This is a genomic window from Kribbella polygonati (genome assembly GCF_050320105.1).
Classification (GTDB): domain Bacteria; phylum Actinomycetota; class Actinomycetes; order Propionibacteriales; family Kribbellaceae; genus Kribbella.
In genome coordinates, this window is sequence record NZ_CP190129.1 from 6,352,010 (window position 1) to 6,371,092 (window position 19,083).

A 19,083-nucleotide genomic window follows, 5' to 3' on the forward strand; every position below is an offset into this window, starting at 1 on the left:
AACCTCACGGCCAGATCGAGCTGATCCACTCCGGGTGGTCGATGAACGGGTTCCGGTTGTGCTGGAACTGGTTGTAGATGACCTCGTTGCGGTTCTTCTCGAACGCGTCCGGCGGGTCGGCCGCCGCCCACGCCTTCAGGACCGAGAGCTTGCCGATGTACGGCGCGGTGCCGTTGCCGACCTTGTCGTCGAGCTCCAGGTTCGCGAAGCCGTCGTCGCCCTCGTAGCGGACGGCCATGTAGAAGATCATCCGGGCGACGTCGCCGCGGACGGCCGGGCGGGGCGCGAACGAGTCCGCGTCCGCCGTACAACCGGTGCACTGGGCAACCGCCGTACCGCCGTTGTCGAAGTCGAGGTTGCCGCGCGCCGAGTTCACCGAGACGTCCTCCGGGCGGAGGTGGTGGATGTCGGTGCCGGGGCCGGTCACGGTCCCGAAGTCGCCGTGCGACTTGGCCCAGACGTGCTCCCGGTTCCAGTCGTCGACGCCGCCGCCCTGGCTGCTCTTCGCGATCGAGCGGCCGGAGTAGACCTCGATGATGTTGTTGCTGTTGTTCGGGTCCTGGTCGGTGACCTTGAGCGCGTCCCAGACCTGGTCGTAGGTGAGCTTGGTCTGCTGCGAGATGATCGTGTGCAGCGCGGCCTTCAGCGCGGCACCGCTCTTGCCGGCGGCAGCGGCGTAGTAGTCGCCGGGGTCGGTCGGCGGATCACCCGGGTCCGAACCGCCACCGCCGGCGAAGGCGGTCGCGTTCTTCAGGCCGGGATGCGAGAAGTACGCCGAGAGCGCACCGGTAACGGTGATCTGCTGACCGAGCAGGCTCGGGTTGCTCTGCAGCCCGTACGACGCGCGGAACGCGGCCGGGATCTGCACGTAGAGCATCGCCGACGTACTGGTCTGCGACGCCGAGTCGGCGAGCGCCAGTGCGTAGTCGTTCGGGAAGTTGCTGCGGACAACGGTGCTGGTCGCGGTCGGCTGCCCGACCACGTACCCGGTGACCGAGGCGGTCGAGTTGTCCTGACGGCCGATCGCGGTGGCGACCGTGATCGTGGTGGCGGCGTTCGAGGGCGTGATGCCGAAGCCGAGAAGCGCTAGGACGGCGGTGACGAGCAGCGCCGGACGGAACAATCGGGACACGGCTACTCCCAGGGGCGGGTGGGGACCGGACCTTCACAGATTGCCCGCCCGACCCCCATCGTGAAACCTCCCGCCGGCTGAAACTTGCCGGACCATCGGGCGAACCGTCGGTCACGAGTCAGGATCAGGACAGCTGGATCTCGCCGATCGGGTTGCTGTCGACAACCGGCTTCTTGCTGGGCTTGGCCGGCCCGGGCAGGTCTTCGTAGAGCTGGTACGAACCCGTCGGCAACGGTCCGCCCGTACAGGACCGGACGTCGATGCGCGCGTCGACGACGTTCGCCTGCCCCGGCCGCAGTTCGACCTGATCCGCCGTCGTACTCACCGTCGCCCGGCCGACCATCCGGCCGCTGCCGACGACCGCGATCCACCGTGGTGGCAGCCCGGCGATCAGCGGGTGCGGCAGGCCGCCCTGGTACAGGTACTTCGACCGGACGACCCCGGACCAGCCGGTGGAGGTCCGGTGGACGCTCTTCTGGGTCAAGGTGACAACGGCAACCAAATGGTCCTTCTCGCCTGGTGTCGGAGCCGGGAACGCGACGCCACACTCGTACGGCGCGATCGGCATCGTCACGGTCGACGGTGTGGCGGCCGGACCCGCCGGGGTCGCGGTAGGTCCGGGCAGCGCGGCGTACGCGCCGGCCGCGAGCACCACGACGGCCGCCGCTCCGGACGCGCCGACAAGCCCGGCGCGCACCCGGCGCCGCCGGCGGATCCGGGGCAGCAGCTCGTGCTCCGCGAGGTCCGGGGCGGCGCTGCGGCCGGCCATCTCCTCGAGCAGGTTCTTCAGGTCGGTCATCTCAGGTTCTCCTCGGGTACGGCGAGCTGCGTGGCGAGCTTGCTCCGGGCATCGGCCAGGTGGCGTTTGACCGTCCCTTCCGCGCAGTCGAGTTGCGCTGCGATCTGCGGCACCGTCAGGTCCTCGTAGTACCGGAGCACCACGCACGCCCGTTGCCGCGGCGACAGCGTGGTCAGGGCGCGCCGGACGTCATCGGCGAGCCCGTGATCCGGCTCCTCGGCGACCGGCTGGACGAGCAGGTGCCGCCTCGCCCGCCAGAGCCCGGCGCGCCGCCGCCCGTCGACGTACCGGTTCAGCATCGCCCGCCGGACGTAGCTCTCGAGCCGGTCGATGTCGTCGCCGAGCCGCAGGCGGCTGAAGACGCGCAGGAACGCGTCCTGCACCAGATCGGCCGCCGCGGCCTGCTCTCCGGTCAGGAGATAGCCGTACGCATGCAGCGCGGCCCCTCGCTCGGCGTGGAGCGTCCGGATCGCTTGTTCCCAGTCGGCCATGGCACCCGTTCCGTCGATTGGGCCGTCAGATTCGCACTGTCAGCCGTCAAGACGAGGCGGAACGCCGAAGCGTTGGGGAGGTACGCGAGAAGTTTGAACCGGTGGGGTGCTGAAGGAGTGAGTGTCTCTCAGCACCCCACCTGGGCAAGCGGGCCCCCATCAGGCCGTGACGAGCCGCCGCAGCCTGCTCTGCCCACCTACCAGCGAGGTACCACTGGCGGGCGGCACCTCACCGACTCGGCGGCGTCGGGCGGACGCCGTTACGGACCGTACTCATTTCGACACGTCTTGTCCATACCCGAGCACCGGCCCAGCAGCGCTCGCACATCCCCAGGAACGGCGAAGTGCCGGCGGCCGATGCTGGCGGTTCTGGCGTGGTTGCGCCATGTCGCAGGGACGGCAGTGATGGACAGGGCGGATTTCCGTGACGTGATTGCAAACTCTGTCGGAAGGCTGTCCCGCCCGAAGGAGAAACCGCCATGTCCTCCCCCCGACGGATCGCCGCGCTGACCACAGCGGCGGTCCTTGCCCTCGGCGCGGCGACGGTGGTCCCGTCCGTCGCTGCCCCGCCACCGTCCGCGAACCGGACCACCGGAAAGACCTCCACGGTCACGCTGATCACCGGCGACGTCGTCGAGGTGACAGACGCCGGCGGTGGCCGGAAGGCCGCCACCGTGCACCCGGCGGCGGGCCGCGAAGGCGTCTCGTTTCACACCGTCGAAGCCGACGGCGGCCTGCGGGTGCTGCCGAGCGACGCCGTCCCGTACATCTCGACCGGCGTCCTGGACGTGAACCTGTTCGACGTCGATGAGCTGATCGCGGACGGGTACGGCGCCGCCGCGGACCTCCCGCTGATCGTCAAGGACACGCCCGGGCTCCGGGCCGCGCAGAACCTGACCGGTACGACGACCACCCGGCAGCTGCCGTCGATCGGCGGCCGCGCCGTCGAGGCCGCGAAGGACCAGCTCCCGGCGCTGTGGAAGTCGCTGAAGCCGTCCGTCGGCGTCCAGTCGCTGAACAGCGGGGTCACCAAGATCTGGCTGGACGGCAAGGTGAAGCCGGTGCTGGACAAGAGCGTCCCGCAGATCGGCGCACCGGACGCGTGGAAGGCCGGGTACGAGGGGTCCGGCGTCGAGGTGGCCGTACTGGACACCGGCGTCGACGCGAACCACCCGGACCTGCAGGGCAAGGTCAAGGAGAGCCAGGACTTCTCCGGCAGCCCGAGCGGTACCGAGGACCACTTCGGCCACGGCACCCACGTCGCGGCGACGATCGCCGGTACCGGCGCCGGCGCGGGCGGGACCCGGAAGGGCGTCGCGCCGAAGGCCGACCTGCTGGTCGGCAAGGTGCTCGGCGACGACGGGTACGGGTACGACTCGTGGATCATCGCCGGGATGGAGTGGGCGGCCAACTCGGGCGCCAAGGTCGTGAACATGAGCCTCGGCGGCGACGCCACCGACGGCACCGACCCGCTCAGCCAGGCGGTCAACGACATCACCGCGCAGACCGGCACGCTGTTCGTCGTTGCGGCCGGCAACGAGGGCCAGGACGAGACTGTCGGTACGCCGGGCGCTGCCGCCGCGGCGCTGACCGTCGGCGCCGTCGACCGGCAGGACAAGCTCGCCGACTTCTCCAGCCGCGGCCCGCGCCTCGGCGACTCGGGCCTGAAGCCGGAGATCACCGCGCCCGGCGTCGGCATCATCGCCGCCCGCGCCGCCGGCACCGCGATGGGCGACCCGGTCGACGAGCTCTACACGGCCGCCTCAGGTACGTCGATGGCGACGCCGCACGTCGCCGGTGCCGCCGCGCTGCTCGCCCAGCAGCACCCGGACTGGAAGGCAGACCAGCTGAAGAACGCGCTGGTCAGTACGGCGAAGACGCAACCCGGCCAGACCGTGTACCAGCAGGGCGCCGGCCGCGTCGACCTCACCCGCGCCGTCGCGCAGAAGGTGACCGCGAGCGGGGTCGCGGACTTCGGCCTGCAGACCACGACCGACACGACCACCCGGACCATCACGTACCGGAACGACGCCGACAACGCGGTCACGCTGAACCTCGCCGCCCAGATCACGAACCTCGACAGCGGCAAGCCGACGACCGCCGGCTTCACGGTCCCCGGCACGGTGACGGTGCCTGCGCACGGCACGGCCGACGTACCGCTGGCGCTGGACGCGGCGCAGGTCGGCCGCGGTCAGTACAGCGGCTGGGTCGTCGCCACCGGGCCTGACGGCGTCGTCACGCACACCGCGGTCGGCGCGCTCCGGTCCGGCCCGAAGCACAAGGTCACGGTCCGCGCCGTCGACATGGACGGTCAGCCGACGGGTGTGCCGGTGTTCTCGCTGTACGGCGACAACTCGCGGTCCGACGTACTGGCGTGGCTCCGCGACGGGCAGTCGTACACCGCCGAGGTCGAAGAGGGCACGTACCTGATGCACGCGCTGGTCGAGCACAACGACCCGCAGGACGAGCAGGCCAGCCTGGTCACCGATCCGAACGTGGTGATCGACAAGGACACCGAACTCGTCATCGACGCCCGGAAGGCGGTCCCGATCACGATCGAGACCCCGAAGCCGTCCGAGCAGCAGGCGGTGCTGAGCTACTACGTGCACCGGGTCTACGGCAACGGCCGGTCGATCTCGCACGGGGTGATGCACTTCAGCACGGTCCAGAAGGTCAACGTGACACCCACGAAGCCGGTCAAGGACGGCACCTTCGAGTTCTCCTCCCGCTGGCAACTGGTCGCCCCGATGGTCCAGGCAACCGTCCCCGGCGTGCCTGCTGTGCCCGGCACCCCGCTGGACATCAACCTGCTCGGCCAATCCCCGGCATTCGAAGGCAAACGCCGCTTCCCGCTCGTGTCCACGGATTCGTCCCTCGACGGCGTGCGGGGTGCCGTCGCACTCATGCCCTCTGACGACGAGTCAGCTCAGGTAGAAGCGGCAGCCGCGGCAGGCGCCGCCGGCATCATCCTCGTCCGCCCCGCCGACTGGACCGCCTGGACCGTCTGGCGCCCGACCGGCGACCGCCTGCCCATCCCGGCGATGGTCACCACCACCAAGGACGGCCAAAAGCTGCTGGACCGGATCAAGCGCGGCGGCGCCACGATCGATCTGACGCTGACCACCTCCAGCCCGTACCTGTACGACGTACAGCAGGTGTCGACCGGCGCGATCCCCGCCAAGATCGACTACAAGGTGACCCCGGCGAACAGCGCCCGGATCACCACCCGGTACGCCGACAACGGCGGGTTCAACTGGGCCAAGGAGCAGCGGTTCGGGTGGCGTCCGTGGCAGGAGTACTCCTGGAACGACGCGCAGCGGTTCGTCGAGACGCCGAAGGTGCGCGAGGAGTGGGTGACCTCGGGCGACTCGCTCTGGCAGCACCGGGTGCACCACCTGTACACGTGGGACACGATGAACCCGCTCGGCGGCGGGATGACGTCCGTACCGCAGAGCTACCGGGCCGCGAAGTCGGACGAGACCTGGTTCGGTCCCGTCGTACGGCCGGCGGCCGCGCCGGGGGTGCCGTCGACGCGGACCGGTGACCGGCTGTCGCTGCGGATCCCGACGTTCGTGGACGCGGCCGGGCACTACACCCGCGGCGAGACCACATCCGCGTCGGCGACGCTGTCCCGGGACGGGAAGGTGGTCGCGGAGCTGCCGAACGCGTGGGCGGACGTGATCACGACGAGCGCGGACGCGGCGTACACGCTGAACCTGTCGACCGCGCGGATCGACGAGGACGGCGAGTGGAACTGGGGGACGCGGACGCAGACCTCGTGGGAGTTCCGCTCGGCGAAGCAGCCGGAGGACAAGGCTGTGCCGCTGACGCTGCAGCAGGTCAACTACAAGATCCCGGTCGATCTGACGGGCCGAGTCGCCACCCGCACGCACGTCATCGGCCTGGACTCGCCAGGGGCTACTTCTTTGAAGGCCTGGGCCTCCTACGACGAGGGCACCACCTGGCAACGGCTGGCCGTCGCGGGTGCGCTCGGACACTACGTAGCTGTGGTCCCCAACGCCCACGACACGGTGTCGCTGAAGGTAGAAGCCTCCGGTCTTAACCACACCAAGATCACCCAAACCATCACCCGCGCCTACGGCGTCCGCTGACAAACCCCGCCAAGCGCAACTGGTGCTACAGCCAGTTGCGCTTGGCGGCCTGGAAGGCTAGGCCGGTTCTGGTGTCCACGCCGGCCAGGGCCATCAGGCGGTCCAGGCGGCGTTGGACTGTACGGCGGCTGATGCCCAGCTGGGTGGCGATGGACTTGTCGGGTACGCCGCCGACCAGGAGTGACAGGAGTAGCCGCTCGGAGTCGTCGAGCCCTTCGGGTTCCTCGACGCCGGGCTGCAGGCGCACGGGGGTGGCGAACTCCCAGTAGCTTTCGAAGAGGGCGAGCAGGGCGTCCAGCAACTGACCCTGGTTGATGATCGCGGCGGACGGCTCACCGACGGTCTCGTCGTCGCGGACGAGCGGGCAGATCGCCGTCGACCGATCCACGATGGCGAGCCGGACCGGCAGCGTCGGCACGACCCTCGCCTCCTCACCCCAGCTGACCCCTTCGGCGATCGAATCCAGCTCACCCGGCGTCTCGATCAGCGCGCGCTCGTAGATCGCCCGGTACCGCACCCCGCGCGACAACGCGCCGTACTCCTCGGTGTTCTCGGCGCCCTGCATCGCCAGCGGGTTCGCCCGGCAGAACCAGAGGATCTCCTCGCGCGCCGCGTTCTGCAGATCGCGCAGCCGCTCCCGCAGGGTCGTCGCACCGACGATGACCTCGACCAGGTGGTGCGCGTCCCGCCGGCCCGCGCTCGCCCGGAACTCCTCGCTGAGCGCGGCCACCGTCTTCCGCGCGGCCTCGAGCGACTCCTGCCGGCGGAGCAGCGTCGTACCGAAGGCGACATCCGGCGGCAACGGCCGGAACACCGGCTCCTCGGCCGGCTGCACCGACACCAGGCCCTTGGCCTGCAACCGCTGCAGCACCTCGTCGGCCTCCTGTGGCGGCAACTCCGCGACCTCGGCGAGCTCCGCGGCCCGCGCGGCGGACAGCCCGACCAGCAGCCGGTACGTGTGCTCCTCGTGCGCGTCGAGCAACGAGCCTTCCTGCATGCACCCACCTAACAGCCTTACCCATCAGGAAGCGAGCGCTTTCCCAATGGCACAACAGAGCCATGACCCGTCCGTGCCATCAGAGGCCGGGTGCGCACCCGTCACTCCCCCGTCAAGCGGAACTCGTCGCCGCCCAGCGAACCGCCCTGGAGAAGAGACCGATGATGAGCATGACCGACTACGCCGGCATCGCCGGCCTGATCGCCGCGGCCGCCGTCGCGATCTGGATGCTGCGCAACCACCGCACCGCCCCCGCCACCGCCCGCACCGGCAAACACCGCGGCGCCCCTACCCTCCGCCTACCGCGCCCCACCCACCCCGAGCGCGCTTCTTCGCGTAGATAGCTCAGCGCCGACCTGAGCTGAAACAGGTCAAGGACCGTAGTGATAGCGGCAGGCAACGATGTGGATTCCGTCGTCGGCGATCCGGTACACGAGGCGATGCTCCGAGTTGATCCGCCGTGACCAGTAGCCGGCGAAATCGTGGCGCAGCGGCTCGGGCTTGCCGATGCCTTCATTCTCGATGCGGTCGATGTCCTCGATCAACTGGTTGATCCGCTGCAGGAGCTTCCGGTCATTGGTCTGCCACCACAGGTAGTCGTCCCAACCATGATCCAGGAAGACGACCTTCACGCCGCGCCGCCGGCCGTTCCGCCGTCATCGGCGGAGTCGGCGTCGGCCAGCTCGCGAACTGTGCCGCCGCCTGCCCGGTCCTGCTCGATCGCCTCACGCAGCCGCCGCGCGTTGCCCGGCGAGCGCATCAGATAGTCGGTTTCCTTCAGCGACTCGTACTCGGCCAGCGTGACGACGACGACAGGCTCGTGCCCGGCACGGGTGATCACCAACTCCTCCGCATCACTCTCGACCGCGTCGAGGGCGGCTGCGAGGTTGGCGCGCGTCTCGGTAAAACTCATCGTCTTCACGATGTACAGAATAACGTACAGCGCGCTTCTTCGCGTAGTAGTAGGTGAGGCCGCCGTAGGCGTACATCGACAGGCCTAGGGTGGCCATCAGGGCGATCACGACCCATTGCCATGGGCCGTTCTGGTAGAGGGCCAGGAACCATGACTTGGAGCTGTGGCTGCCGGTCAGTTTGATGATGGCTGGTACGACGGCCTGTGGGATCAAGGGGATCGCGCCGAACCCCAGGCAGAAGCCGGCCAGACCGCGGCGCCACTTCGGGAGTGCGTCGAGGCCTGCGGTCTTCTTGGCCTGCTCCGCGGGCGACCGGCCGTGACGGAGCAGTGTGAGTAGCTCCGGGCCGCGCGCGTCCAGCCGGCGGGCTGCGACGCGGCCGAAGAACCACCAGGCGAGTACGCCGGACAGCACCCCCAGCGGCACGCCCCACCAGCCCAGGTAGAGCGCAACGATCAGGGCCGGTGCACAGGTCGTCGCGACCAGCACGAGCATCACGTAGACGATGCCCATCGTCTCGCCCTCGTTCTCACCCGAGTTGAGCGGGTTACCGGACCGCTTGTGCGCGTCGGTCGTCGGTACGGCGGCGTACACCGAGCACGCGACCACCAGGCCCGCGGCACCACCCAGCAGCGCAGGCAGCACGCTCAGCACCAGCGGCCACGCACTGGCCACGCCTGACCACCACGTCAGCAGCACGGTGATCAGCACCGTCACCGGCCCGAACACGAGCAGGAACGCCCGCTGACGCGCACGGACGTCCGCCCGGCTGGACCCAGGCGTCATCAGCGTCATCCAGTACGCCGTACCGTCCGCGCCGTACAGGTTCGCGCACATCGAGCCGGCCATCACGACCGCCGCCGGACCCGCCCACGGCAGCATCGACCGCATGCCGATCGCCAGCGGCATCAGGCAGAAGAACAGCCCGTACGCGATCGCGAACACCGCCTTGTGCCCATAGAGCAGGTCCCGGCTCCACGAGCGGATCTCCTTGCCCGCCGCGGCACCCTGCGCCGTCTTTGCGGTCAACAGCCGTCGCGGCGTACCCCCGGCCCGGGCTGCGGTCGTACGGCGTACCAGCAGCGCAGACCACGCATAAAGCATCACCACGACGAGCACTACGAGCGCCAGCAACAGCCCGACCACCTGCAGCCAGTCCCCACGCCCAGCAGCCTGTACTGCGTCGAAACCCCAACCGGACGGCGCAATCCGGGCAGCCCGCGCGATCGTCCCCTGTACGTCGGTCGACACGAACGCCGCGATCAACGCCCACCCCTGCGCCATGAACGCCAAGATGAACGCGTTGACGAGCGCGGCGATCACCGCACCGGCCGGCACCTGCAGGAGTACGCCGTACACCGCGACAGCGAGCCGCGATGCCAGGACGAAGCAGAACAGCTGTAACAGCAGTGCGGGCACCGCGACAAGTCCAGCAACAACGCCCCCGCTCGCGACAACAAGGCTGACCAGTGCGATCAGGCTGATCACCGGCGCCACCCCAGCCAGCGCAGCCACCAGCAGCCCGGTGGACAACGTCCGCGGTGACAGCGGAAGCATCGTGAAGTACTCCGGCTTGAGCGTCTCGTCACCGCCGCCCGCGAACAACGGCCCGACCACCCAGCCCAGCATCCACACACCCAGGACGACGACCAGTACGTCGGACTTCCCGGCCGCAGCGAGCCAGATCGTGCCGCCCGCGAGCGCGAGCCCGACGAACGCCCCGGTGACGATCCACGACCGCCGGAACTGGTCCTTCAGCGCGTGCCGGAACGCGGCCAGCCGCATCCGGACCAGCGTGTCCGAGGTGGAGTACGTCAGTGCGAGAGCCACGTCAGCCCCTCCGCGCCGCGCGTCGACGCGCCGACCAGCGACACGAACGCGTCCTCCAGGCTGCCGCCCGCCCGCACCTCCGAGACCGTGCCCGCGGCAACGACCTTCCCGTCCGCGACCACCGCGACCCGGTCGCACAGCTGCTCGACCAGGGCCATCACGTGGCTGGAGATGACGACCGACCCGCCGCCGGCGATGAACCGGTGCAGGATCGTCCGGATGGTCGCGGCCGACACCGGGTCGACCGCCTCGAACGGCTCGTCCAGCACCAGCAGCCGCGGCGCGTGCAGCAGCGCGACCGCGAGCCCGAGCTTCTTCCGCATCCCGGTCGAGTAGCCGATCACCTGCTTGTCGTCCTCGTGGTCGAGCTCGAGCACCTCCAGCAGCTCGGCCGTACGCCGCCGTACCTCGTCCTCGGGCAGTCCGCGGAGCAGGCCGAGGTACGTGAGCACCTCCCGCCCGGTCAGCCGTTCGGGCATCCCCAGCCCGTCCGGCAACACGCCGACGAGGGCCTTCGCCCGCGTCGGCTCGCGCCACACGTCGACGCCGAAGATCCGCGCCGTACCGCCGTCGGGCCGCAGCAGCCCGACCGCCATCGACAGCGACGTCGTCTTCCCGGCCCCGTTCGGCCCGAGCATCCCGAAGAACGACCCGGCCGGCACGCTCAGACTCAGCTCGTCGACGGCCCGCTGCTCCCCGAACACCTTGGTCAGCCCGTCGAGCTCCAGCGCCTGTTCCATACCCGGAACTCTTCCATCGGGACCGCGCCCGCCGCGTCAGTCCAACGGCGGACCCGCAGCATCAACCATCAGGCCAAGCAGCGCCGGCGGGAGAAAGTTACCGGTCGGGTCAGCCGAATCATCCGAAAGGACGAAATCGGGTCCGGCAACGCAAAAGTCCCGGTCGAGAGTCTCGACCGGGACTTTGTCTGTGCGCGAGGGGGGAGTTGAACCCCCACGCCCTTTCGGGCACACGGACCTGAACCGTGCGCGTCTGCCTATTCCGCCACCCGCGCGCAGCCGCCTGAGATGATCTCCTGGCGACGAGAAGGAACAGTAGCACGGGTTGTGCCGGTGCTTCACATTGCGGGTTCGGTCGAACCTCCCGATACGATCGATCGTCGTACCCGGTGTGTCCGCCACGACCGGTGGACGACAGATGGCGTACCGACGGTGGAGGAGGAGGCGTGCGACCGCTACAGCGCTTCGAGCGACGCCTGGAAGGCATTGTCAGCGGTGTCTTCGCGCGCGCTTTCAAGGGTGATGTGGAGCCGATCGAGCTGGCCGCGGCTCTCAAGCGTGAGATCGACAACACCGCGCGGATCCTGTCCCGGGACCGCCGGCTGGTGCCGAACCACTTCACGATCGAGCTCGGCCCGGACGACTTCGAGCGGCTGAACGCCTACGGCCGGACCCTGAACCACGAGCTCGCGAACGAGCTGCGGGACCACGCGGACATCCAGCGGTACACGTTCTCCGGACCCATCGACATCGAGCTGGTCCAGCAGGATGATCTGCCGACCGGTAAGTTCCGGGTGGTCAGCGAGACGGCCGGGACGCCCCAGCGGCGGCCGGCCGAGTACCAGCAGCCCGAGCCCCAGCCCTACCAGCAGGAGCCCTACGTGCCGCCGAACCCGCCGCCGGTCGCCCCGCAGTATCAACAGCAGCCTCCGCAACCGCCGCAGCAGCAGTCGCCGCGCCGCGGCCACCCGCAGGTGATGCTCGAGGTGAACGGCCGTCGCCGCCCGGTCAACCCGCCCGGCGTGGTGCTCGGCCGCGGCACCGACGCGGACATCCAGATCAACGACCCGGGCGTCTCCCGGCGGCACGCCGAGATCCGGCTGATGCCCGAGGGCCCCGGCGGGATCCGGGTGGTGCTGGTCGACCTCGGTTCCACCAACGGCACGCTGGTGAACGGCCGTCGGTCCACCGAGGCCGAGCTGGTCGACGGCTCCACGGTCCGGATCGGCAACACGACCATGACGCTGCGTCTCGCGGACGAGCCGATGGCCCAGCCGCCGAGCAGCGGGTGGTGACTGACCTTCCATGTCGGAACTGACCCTGACCCTGATCAAACTGGGGTTCCTGGCGCTGCTGTGGATGTTCGTCCTGGCGGTGCTGTCCGTGATCAGGTCGGACCTGTTCGGTGCCAAGGTGGACAGCCGGGCGGCGGCCGCCGCCCCGGCGCAGCCCACCCGGACGCCGAAGCCCGCGAAGCCGGCCAAGAAGCGCAAGGGCCTGCCCGGGTCGCTGAGTATCGCGGACGGTCCGCAGGCGGGGGTCGGCGCGTCGCTGGTCGACGAGCCGGTGATCATCGGTCGTGGTTCGGACTGCCAGATCCGGCTGGACGACGACTACTCCTCCACCCGGCACGCCCGGTTGTTCCTGTCCGAGGGCCAGTGGTGGGTCGAGGACCTCGGCTCCACCAACGGCACGTACCTGGACGGCCAGCGGGTCACCCGCCCGGTCCCGGCCGAGATCGGCGGTTCGATCCGGATCGGCCGGACGACGCTGAACATCGCGAAGTAGGCCTGCCCCGATGACCCTGTCGCTCGACTACGCAACCCTTTCCGACGTCGGACGGGTGCGCCGCAACAACGAGGACTCGGCGTACGCCGGTCCGCACCTGCTGCTGCTCGCCGACGGGATGGGCGGCGCGGCCGCCGGTGAGGTGGCCAGTGCCGCCGCGGTCCAGGTGATCCGCCGGCTGGACACCGCCGACATCGGCGGCGAGGACATGATCGAGGCGCTGGCCGGCGCCGTGCACCGCGCGAACGAGCGGCTCTCCGAGCTGGTCGAGGAGGACCCCGAGCGCGAGGGCATGGGCTCGACCGTGACCGCGCTGATGTTCGACGGCAAGCAGCTCGGGCTGGCGCACCTCGGCGACTCCCGCGCGTACCGGTTGCGCGACGGGCAGCTGTACCAGCTGAGCCACGACCACACGTTCGTCCAGTCGCTGGTCGACGAGGGCCGGATCTCCCAGGAGGAGGCCTTCACGCACCCGCACCGGAACCTGATCCTGCGGGTGCTGGACGGCCGCCCGGACTCCGACCCGGACCTGCAGATCCTCGACGTCCAGGCCGGCGACCGGCTGATGCTGTGCAGCGACGGCCTGCCCGACTACGTCAGCGACGACGTGATCCTCGCCTCGATGTCGTCCGGTACGCCGGACTCGGTCGTGGTGGAGCTGATCACGCACGCACTCGAGGCCGGGTCGAACGACAACGTCACCTGTGTGGTGGCGGACGTCGTCGAGACCGAGCCCGCGAGCGGGGTCCAGCCGCAGCTGGTCGGCGCGGCGGCCGAGCTGGCCCAGGGCAGCACCGGTCGCGGTGAACCGACGGTCGCGGTCGGCGCCACCGGCAGCGGTTCCGGAGGCGGCGGTGGCCACGGCGCCGCGGTCGACCCGGAGGAGCTGCGGTACGCGCCGCGCCCGCCGAAACGGTTCCTGTGGGCGCGGCGGATCGTCGTACTGGCCGTGGTGCTGGCGGTGATCGTCGGCGGCGCCTGGTTCGCGTACAGCTGGACCCAGAAGCAGTACTACGTCGGCTCCGACGGCGACTACGTGGCGATCTTCCAGGGCGTCGAGGCGGACCTGCCCGGCATCTCGTTGTCGAAGGTGTACGAGCGGCAGTCGCTGCAGGTGGACAAGCTGCCGACGTACAGCCGTGAGCAGGTGGAGGGCAACATCCAGGCGGACAACCTGGCCGGGGCGCGGTCGATCGTCGCCCAGCTCGAGCAGACCGCCGCCCAGTGCGCCGCGAAGGCCAAGCAGACGCCCAAGCCGACGGTGAAACCGACCGTCAAGCCGACAGTGAAGCCAACAGTGAAGCCGCCCACGTCGGTGCCGGTCTCGAAGCCGCCGGCCACCGTGCCGGCGAGCACCCGGCCCAGTACGACGCCGACGTCGACCCCGAGTACGCCGGTCGACGCCGACGACTGCGACGGCGTCCGATGAGCATCGCGTCCACGTCCGTCATCCAGATCATCCCGCGCACCCGGCGCGGGGTGGAGCTGCTGCTGCTCGTGATCGCTGTCGCGGTCGCGGTCGCGGCGTACGTGAACATCGGCATCACGGCCCAGAACTCGGTCCCGGCCAGCACCGGGTACTACGCCGCCGGCATCGGGCTGCTCGCGCTGATCGCGCACCTCGTGCTCCGCTTCCGGGCGCCGTACGCCGACCCCGTGCTGCTGCCCTGCGCCGTGCTGCTGAACGGCCTCGGCGTCGCGATGATCCACCGGATCGACCTCGGCCTGACCGCGATGGGGCGGACCCGCGGCGTCCCGTTCGCGCCGCAGCAGATCACCTGGACGGCGGTCGGCGTGGTGCTGTTCGTCGGCGTCATCGTGGTGGTCCGCGACCACCGCCGGCTGCAGGGCCTGACGTACACCGCCGGCCTGGCCGGTCTGGTGCTGCTCGTGCTGCCGCTCGTCCCGGGCATCGGCCGGACCGTGAACGGCGCCCCGATCTGGATCCACATCGCCGGCATGTCGTTCCAGCCGGGCGAGTTCGCGAAGGTCTGCCTGGTCATCTTCTTCGCCGGCTACCTGGTCGTGAAGCGCGACGTGCTGACGCTGGCCGGCCGCCGGTTCCTCGGGCTGGACCTGCCGCGGGCCCGCGACCTCGGGCCGATCCTGATCGCCTGGCTGGCCAGCCTGGGCGTCCTGGTGTTCGAGAGCGACCTCGGGTCCTCGCTGCTGTTCTTCGGCCTGTTCCTGTTCCTGCTGTACGTCTCCACCGAGCGGGCCGGCTGGCTGATCATCGGTGGCCTGCTGTTCGTCGGCGGCGCCTACTTCGCGTACGTGACGTTCGGTCACGTGCACAGCCGGGTCACCGACTGGCTGAACCCGTGGGCGATCGACGGCGGCCAGATCAAGCTCGGGCTGATGGGCCAGGCGTGGGGCGGGGTCCTCGGCCGCGGCCTCGGGCAGGGTCACCCGGAGCTCACGCTGTACGCGAACAGCGACATGATCATCTCCTCGATGGCCGAGGAGCTCGGCCTCACCGGCCTGATCGCGATCATCCTGATCTACACGCTGATCGTCGAGCGCGGCCTGCGCGCGGCGCTCGGCTGCCGGGACATCTTCGGCAAGCTGGTGGCGACCGGCCTGGCGATGTCGTTCGCGCTGCAGGTGTTCGTGATCGTCGGCGGCGTCACCGCGCTGATCCCGCTGACCGGTCTGGCCACGCCGTTCATGGCGCTCGGCGGTACGTCGCTGGTCGCGAACTGGGCGATCATCGCGCTGCTGCTGCGGATCAGCGACCAGGCCCGGCGACCACAAACACCGGCCGCTCCGGTGTCCGACGAAACGATCGCGATGGCGGTGCAGAAGCAGTGAACTCGGCGATCCGACGACTGGCCGTGGCGGCGATCATCCTGATGCTCGCGCTGATGGCGAACTCGACGTACCTGCAGGCGTTCCGGTCGAGCGAGATCAACGGCCGCAACGACAACAAGCGGGTCCGGGACTCGCAGTTCTCGGTGAACCGCGGCCCGATCCTGATCGGCACCACCCCGATCGCCAAGAGCGACCCGTCGAACGACCAGTTCAAGTACCAGCGCAAGTACCCGTCCGGTCTGGTGTACGCGCCGGCCACCGGGTACTACTCGTACCTGTTCGGCCGCGGCGGCATCGAGCTGACGATGAACTCCGAGCTGAACGGCTCCGACCCGTCGATGGCGTTCCGGCGGATCATCGACGTGATCAGCAACCGCCCGCAGCAGGGCGGCAGCGTCACGCTCACGCTGAACGCTGCGGCCCAGCAGGCGGCGTACGACGGCCTCGCCGGGAAGATCGGTGCGGTGGTGGCGATCGAGCCGAAGACCGGGAAGATCCTGGCGATGGCGACCCGCCCGTCGTACGACCCGAACCTGCTGGCCTCGCACGACACCACCAAGGTTTCGACGGCCTGGAAGAACCTGCTCGCGGACAAGACCCAGCCGCTGTCGAACCGCGCGGTCCAGGAGCTGTACCCGCCGGGGTCGACGTTCAAGCTGGTCACCGCCGCGGCCGCGCTGTCCAGCGGCAAGTACACGCCGACCAGCACGGTGAACTCGCCGGCCCAGCTGCCGCTCCCGCAGACCACGGTCCCGCTGGTGAACGAGGACGGCAAGAACTGCGGCGGCAGCAACAACGCGACGCTGACGATCGCGCTGCGCTACTCGTGCAACACGGCGTTCGGCACCGTCGGTATGGCCCTCGGCGCGGACGCGCTGAACGCGCAGGCGGCGAAGTTCGGCTTCGGCTCCCGGCCGCTGACCGAGCTGCCGGGTGTCGCGACCAGCCAGTTCCCCGGCGACCCGAACGAGCCGCAGACCGCGCAGTCCGCGATCGGCCAGTTCGACGTCCGGGCCACCCCGCTGCAGATGGCGATGGTGGCCGCCGGGATCGCGAACCAGGGCAACGTGATGAAGCCGTACCTGGTCCAGAACGTGCAGACCCCGGACCTCAAGACGGTCTCCGAGACCAAGCCGGAATCGCTACACCAGGCCGTCACCCCGCAGGTTGCGACCCAGTTGACCGACATGATGATCGACGTGGTCAACAACGGCACCGGCAAGCCGGGCCGGATCAGCGGCGTCCAGGTGGCCGGCAAGACCGGTACGGCGCAGACGTCGAAGGACCGTCCGCCGTTCGCCTGGTTCACCGCGTTCGCGCCGGCGAAGGACCCGAAGGTCGCGGTGGCGGTGCTGATCGAGGACGCCAACGTGCCGCGCACCGACGTGGCCGGCGGCACGCTGGCCGCTCCGATCGCCAAGAAGGTGATGGAGGCGGTGCTGGGCCAATGAGCACGATACGGAATGATGCGACCACAAGGCGTCTTTCCAACGGGGCCCCAGGTGTGGCGATCGCTACCTTGGGCAAATTGAGTGTGTTTTTTGTGAGTGGTTCTCAGACAGGTTGGAAGGCTGGGTCATGACATCGCAGGCACGTCTCGTCGGCGGCCGGTACGAAGAAGGCGAGCCGCTCGGCCGCGGCGGCATGGCCGAGGTCCGCAAGGGCGTGGACAACCGGCTCGGCCGGAGCGTCGCGATCAAACGGCTGCGGGTGGACCTGGCCAGTGATGCAACCTTCCAGGCCCGGTTCCGCCGCGAGGCGCAGTCGGCCGCGTCGCTGAACCACCCGACGATCGTCTCGGTCTACGACACCGGCGAGGAGCCGGACCCGAACGGCTCCGGCGTCACGATCCCGTACATCGTGATGGAGCTGGTCACCGGCAAGACGCTGCGGGACCTGATCCGCGAGGGCCGCAAGATCATGCCGGAGCGCGCCCTGGAGATCACCTCCGGCGTGCTCGAGGCGCTCGACTACAGCCACCGGGCCGGCATTGTGCACCGCGACATCAAGCCCGGGAACGTGATGCTGACCCCGCAGGGCCAGGTCAAGGTGATGGACTTCGGCATCGCCCGCGCGGTCGCCGACACGTCCTCCACGATGACCCAGACCGCGGCCGTCATCGGTACGGCGCAGTACCTGTCGCCGGAGCAGGCCCGCGGCGAGACCGTCGACGCCCGCTCCGACCTGTACTCGACCGGCTGCCTGCTGTACGAACTGCTCACCGGCCGGCCGCCGTTCGTCGGCGAGTCCCCGGTCTCGGTGGCCTACCAGCACGTCCGGGAACAGCCGCTGCCGCCGTCCTCGTTCGACCCGGACATCCCGCCGGAGGTCGACGCCGTCGTCCTGAAGGCGCTGGCGAAGAACCGCGAGGAGCGGTACCAGAGCGCGTCCGAGATGCGCGCCGACATCCACCGGGTGCTGGCCGGCCAGCAGGTGACCGCGCCGATGGCGGCGGTCGCGGAGACCCGGCAGATGCAGCCGACCCAGCTGGCGCCGACGGCCGCCACCCAGCAGCTGCGGCAGACCGGCGGCAACGACCTGCTGCCGCCCGGCGGTGACGACCTGGAGGAAGGCGACGACGGCCGCTCCCGGCGGAACCGTGGCCTGGCGTACTTCCTGCTCGGGCTGGCGATCGTCGCGATCGCGATCGGCGCGTACGCGCTGTACTCGAAGTACAACAGCAACAACGCCGGCGGCGGCCCGACCACGTCGAACACGCCACCCGCGAAGGTCCAGGTGCCTGATCTGCAGAACCAGTCGGTCCCCGCGGCGACCCAGTTGCTGTCGGCGAAGAACCTGAAGATCAGCTCGACCTCGGAGAAGAGCGACTCGGTCGGCAAGGGCTTCATCATCCGCCAGACGCCGGCCGCCGGTACCGAGGCTGACCCGGGTTCGACGGTCGCCGTCGTGGTCTCGGCCGGCAAGAACGCGTACGGCGTGCCGGACGTGATCGGGATGAGCGAGTCCAAGGCCCGCAAGGCGATCGAGGCCGCGGCCGGGCAGTTCACGGTCAAGGACCAGGTCGTCGAGCAGGACAGCGACCAGAAGAAGGGCGTCGTGATCGGCCTGAACCCGGACGCGGGCGGCACCTACCCGCCGGGCACCGAGTTCACGCTGATCGTGTCCAGCGGCGTCGTACAGGTCGACGTACCGAACGTCGTCACGCAGACGTTCGACGATGCGAAGCTGACGCTGGAGCAGGCCGGCTTCCGGGTCGGTCAGACGTTCGGCAACGACCAGAACGCGGCCGAGGGCGCCGTTCTGCAGCAGTCCGTGAAGGCCAACACCAAGGCGCCGAAGGGCACGCTGATCACGCTGACCGTGAACAAGCTGCAGGAGCAGCCGACGCCGCCGCCGTCCTCGCCGCCGCCGAGTGGGGACCCGAGCGGCGGGCCCAGCACGCCGGTCATCACGATCCCGGGCGGCTGACCGGTCCAGAACGTACCGAAACCCCTCGAGGCGCTCGCCT

At 69.7% G+C, this 19,083-nt stretch carries 16 protein-coding genes and 1 tRNA gene; 8 read left to right on the forward strand and 9 right to left on the reverse strand.

All coding sequences use genetic code 11. The features are described 5' to 3' along the window. Positions 1 to 4 precede the first annotated feature (4 nt). The 3 genes from ACQHIV_RS30100 to ACQHIV_RS30110 all read right to left on the reverse strand — a co-directional run bounded on the left by ACQHIV_RS30100 (position 5) and on the right by ACQHIV_RS30110 (position 2,422). Positions 5 to 1,132: an endonuclease gene (locus tag ACQHIV_RS30100; RefSeq protein WP_427887231.1), complete on the reverse strand. Its 1,128-nt coding sequence runs from the start codon at positions 1,130 to 1,132 to the stop codon at positions 5 to 7. A gap of 124 nt (positions 1,133 to 1,256) precedes the next feature. Beyond that, complete coding sequence (locus ACQHIV_RS30105) at positions 1,257 to 1,931, reverse strand: hypothetical protein (protein WP_427887232.1); 675 nt, start codon at positions 1,929 to 1,931, stop codon at positions 1,257 to 1,259. Further along, positions 1,928 to 2,422, reverse strand: a complete 495-nt coding sequence (locus tag ACQHIV_RS30110) for an RNA polymerase sigma factor (protein ID WP_427887233.1) — start codon at positions 2,420 to 2,422, stop codon at positions 1,928 to 1,930. Before ACQHIV_RS30110 ends, ACQHIV_RS30105 begins: the two co-directional genes overlap by 4 nt. Before the next feature lie 479 nt (positions 2,423 to 2,901). Here ACQHIV_RS30110 and ACQHIV_RS30115 point away from each other — a divergent pair, with 479 nt between their 5' ends. Next, positions 2,902 to 6,534: a S8 family serine peptidase gene (locus ACQHIV_RS30115; protein ID WP_427887234.1), complete on the forward strand. Its 3,633-nt coding sequence runs from the start codon at positions 2,902 to 2,904 to the stop codon at positions 6,532 to 6,534. A gap of 25 nt (positions 6,535 to 6,559) precedes the next feature. On the opposite strand, the gene ACQHIV_RS30120 is transcribed toward ACQHIV_RS30115, so the two are convergent. Continuing rightward, on the reverse strand, positions 6,560 to 7,531 hold the full coding sequence (locus ACQHIV_RS30120; protein WP_427887235.1) for a helix-turn-helix domain-containing protein: 972 nt from the start codon (positions 7,529 to 7,531) through the stop codon (positions 6,560 to 6,562). A gap of 161 nt (positions 7,532 to 7,692) precedes the next feature. Here ACQHIV_RS30120 and ACQHIV_RS30125 point away from each other — a divergent pair, with 161 nt between their 5' ends. Next, positions 7,693 to 7,875 carry a hypothetical protein gene (locus tag ACQHIV_RS30125; RefSeq protein WP_427887236.1) on the forward strand — a complete coding sequence of 61 codons (183 nt, stop codon included), beginning with the start codon at positions 7,693 to 7,695 and terminating at the stop codon, positions 7,873 to 7,875. Between the two features lie 27 nt (positions 7,876 to 7,902). On the opposite strand, the gene ACQHIV_RS30130 is transcribed toward ACQHIV_RS30125, so the two are convergent. The 5 genes from ACQHIV_RS30130 to ACQHIV_RS30150 all read right to left on the reverse strand — a co-directional run bounded on the left by ACQHIV_RS30130 (position 7,903) and on the right by ACQHIV_RS30150 (position 11,290). Continuing rightward, positions 7,903 to 8,163, reverse strand: coding sequence for a Txe/YoeB family addiction module toxin (locus tag ACQHIV_RS30130; RefSeq protein ID WP_427887237.1), 261 nt, complete (start codon positions 8,161 to 8,163; stop codon positions 7,903 to 7,905). Continuing rightward, on the reverse strand, positions 8,160 to 8,444 hold the full coding sequence (locus ACQHIV_RS30135; protein WP_427887238.1) for a type II toxin-antitoxin system Phd/YefM family antitoxin: 285 nt from the start codon (positions 8,442 to 8,444) through the stop codon (positions 8,160 to 8,162). The genes ACQHIV_RS30130 and ACQHIV_RS30135 overlap by 4 nt, the downstream gene beginning before the upstream one ends. Next, on the reverse strand, positions 8,386 to 10,275 hold the full coding sequence (locus ACQHIV_RS30140) for a hypothetical protein (protein WP_427887239.1): 1,890 nt from the start codon (positions 10,273 to 10,275) through the stop codon (positions 8,386 to 8,388). Before ACQHIV_RS30140 ends, ACQHIV_RS30135 begins: the two co-directional genes overlap by 59 nt. Continuing rightward, positions 10,260 to 11,015 (reverse strand): ABC transporter ATP-binding protein, encoded by a 756-nt coding sequence (locus ACQHIV_RS30145; protein WP_427887240.1) that lies wholly within the window; start codon positions 11,013 to 11,015, stop codon positions 10,260 to 10,262. Before ACQHIV_RS30145 ends, ACQHIV_RS30140 begins: the two co-directional genes overlap by 16 nt. A 191-nt stretch (positions 11,016 to 11,206) precedes the next feature. After that, a tRNA-Leu gene (locus ACQHIV_RS30150) sits at positions 11,207 to 11,290 on the reverse strand. A 171-nt stretch (positions 11,291 to 11,461) separates the two neighbouring features. Between ACQHIV_RS30150 and ACQHIV_RS30155 the strand changes: the two genes are divergently transcribed. The 6 genes from ACQHIV_RS30155 (at position 11,462) to pknB (ending at position 19,043) form a co-directional block, all read left to right on the forward strand. After that, on the forward strand, positions 11,462 to 12,310 hold the full coding sequence (locus tag ACQHIV_RS30155) for an FhaA domain-containing protein (protein ID WP_427887241.1): 849 nt from the start codon (positions 11,462 to 11,464) through the stop codon (positions 12,308 to 12,310). A gap of 10 nt (positions 12,311 to 12,320) precedes the next feature. Beyond that, positions 12,321 to 12,803, forward strand: coding sequence for an FHA domain-containing protein FhaB/FipA (locus ACQHIV_RS30160; protein ID WP_427887242.1), 483 nt, complete (start codon positions 12,321 to 12,323; stop codon positions 12,801 to 12,803). Between the two features lie 10 nt (positions 12,804 to 12,813). Next, on the forward strand, positions 12,814 to 14,232 hold the full coding sequence (locus ACQHIV_RS30165) for a protein phosphatase 2C domain-containing protein (protein ID WP_427887243.1): 1,419 nt from the start codon (positions 12,814 to 12,816) through the stop codon (positions 14,230 to 14,232). Next, positions 14,229 to 15,614: an FtsW/RodA/SpoVE family cell cycle protein gene (locus ACQHIV_RS30170; RefSeq protein WP_427887244.1), complete on the forward strand. Its 1,386-nt coding sequence runs from the start codon at positions 14,229 to 14,231 to the stop codon at positions 15,612 to 15,614. The genes ACQHIV_RS30165 and ACQHIV_RS30170 overlap by 4 nt, the downstream gene beginning before the upstream one ends. Then, entirely contained in the window at positions 15,611 to 17,065 is a 1,455-nt protein-coding gene (locus tag ACQHIV_RS30175; RefSeq protein WP_427887245.1) for a peptidoglycan D,D-transpeptidase FtsI family protein, read from the forward strand. Before ACQHIV_RS30170 ends, ACQHIV_RS30175 begins: the two co-directional genes overlap by 4 nt. A 127-nt stretch (positions 17,066 to 17,192) precedes the next feature. Further along, a complete protein-coding gene (pknB, locus tag ACQHIV_RS30180; RefSeq protein ID WP_427887246.1) occupies positions 17,193 to 19,043 on the forward strand; it encodes a Stk1 family PASTA domain-containing Ser/Thr kinase in 1,851 nt (616 codons plus the stop codon). Positions 19,044 to 19,083 lie beyond the last annotated feature (40 nt).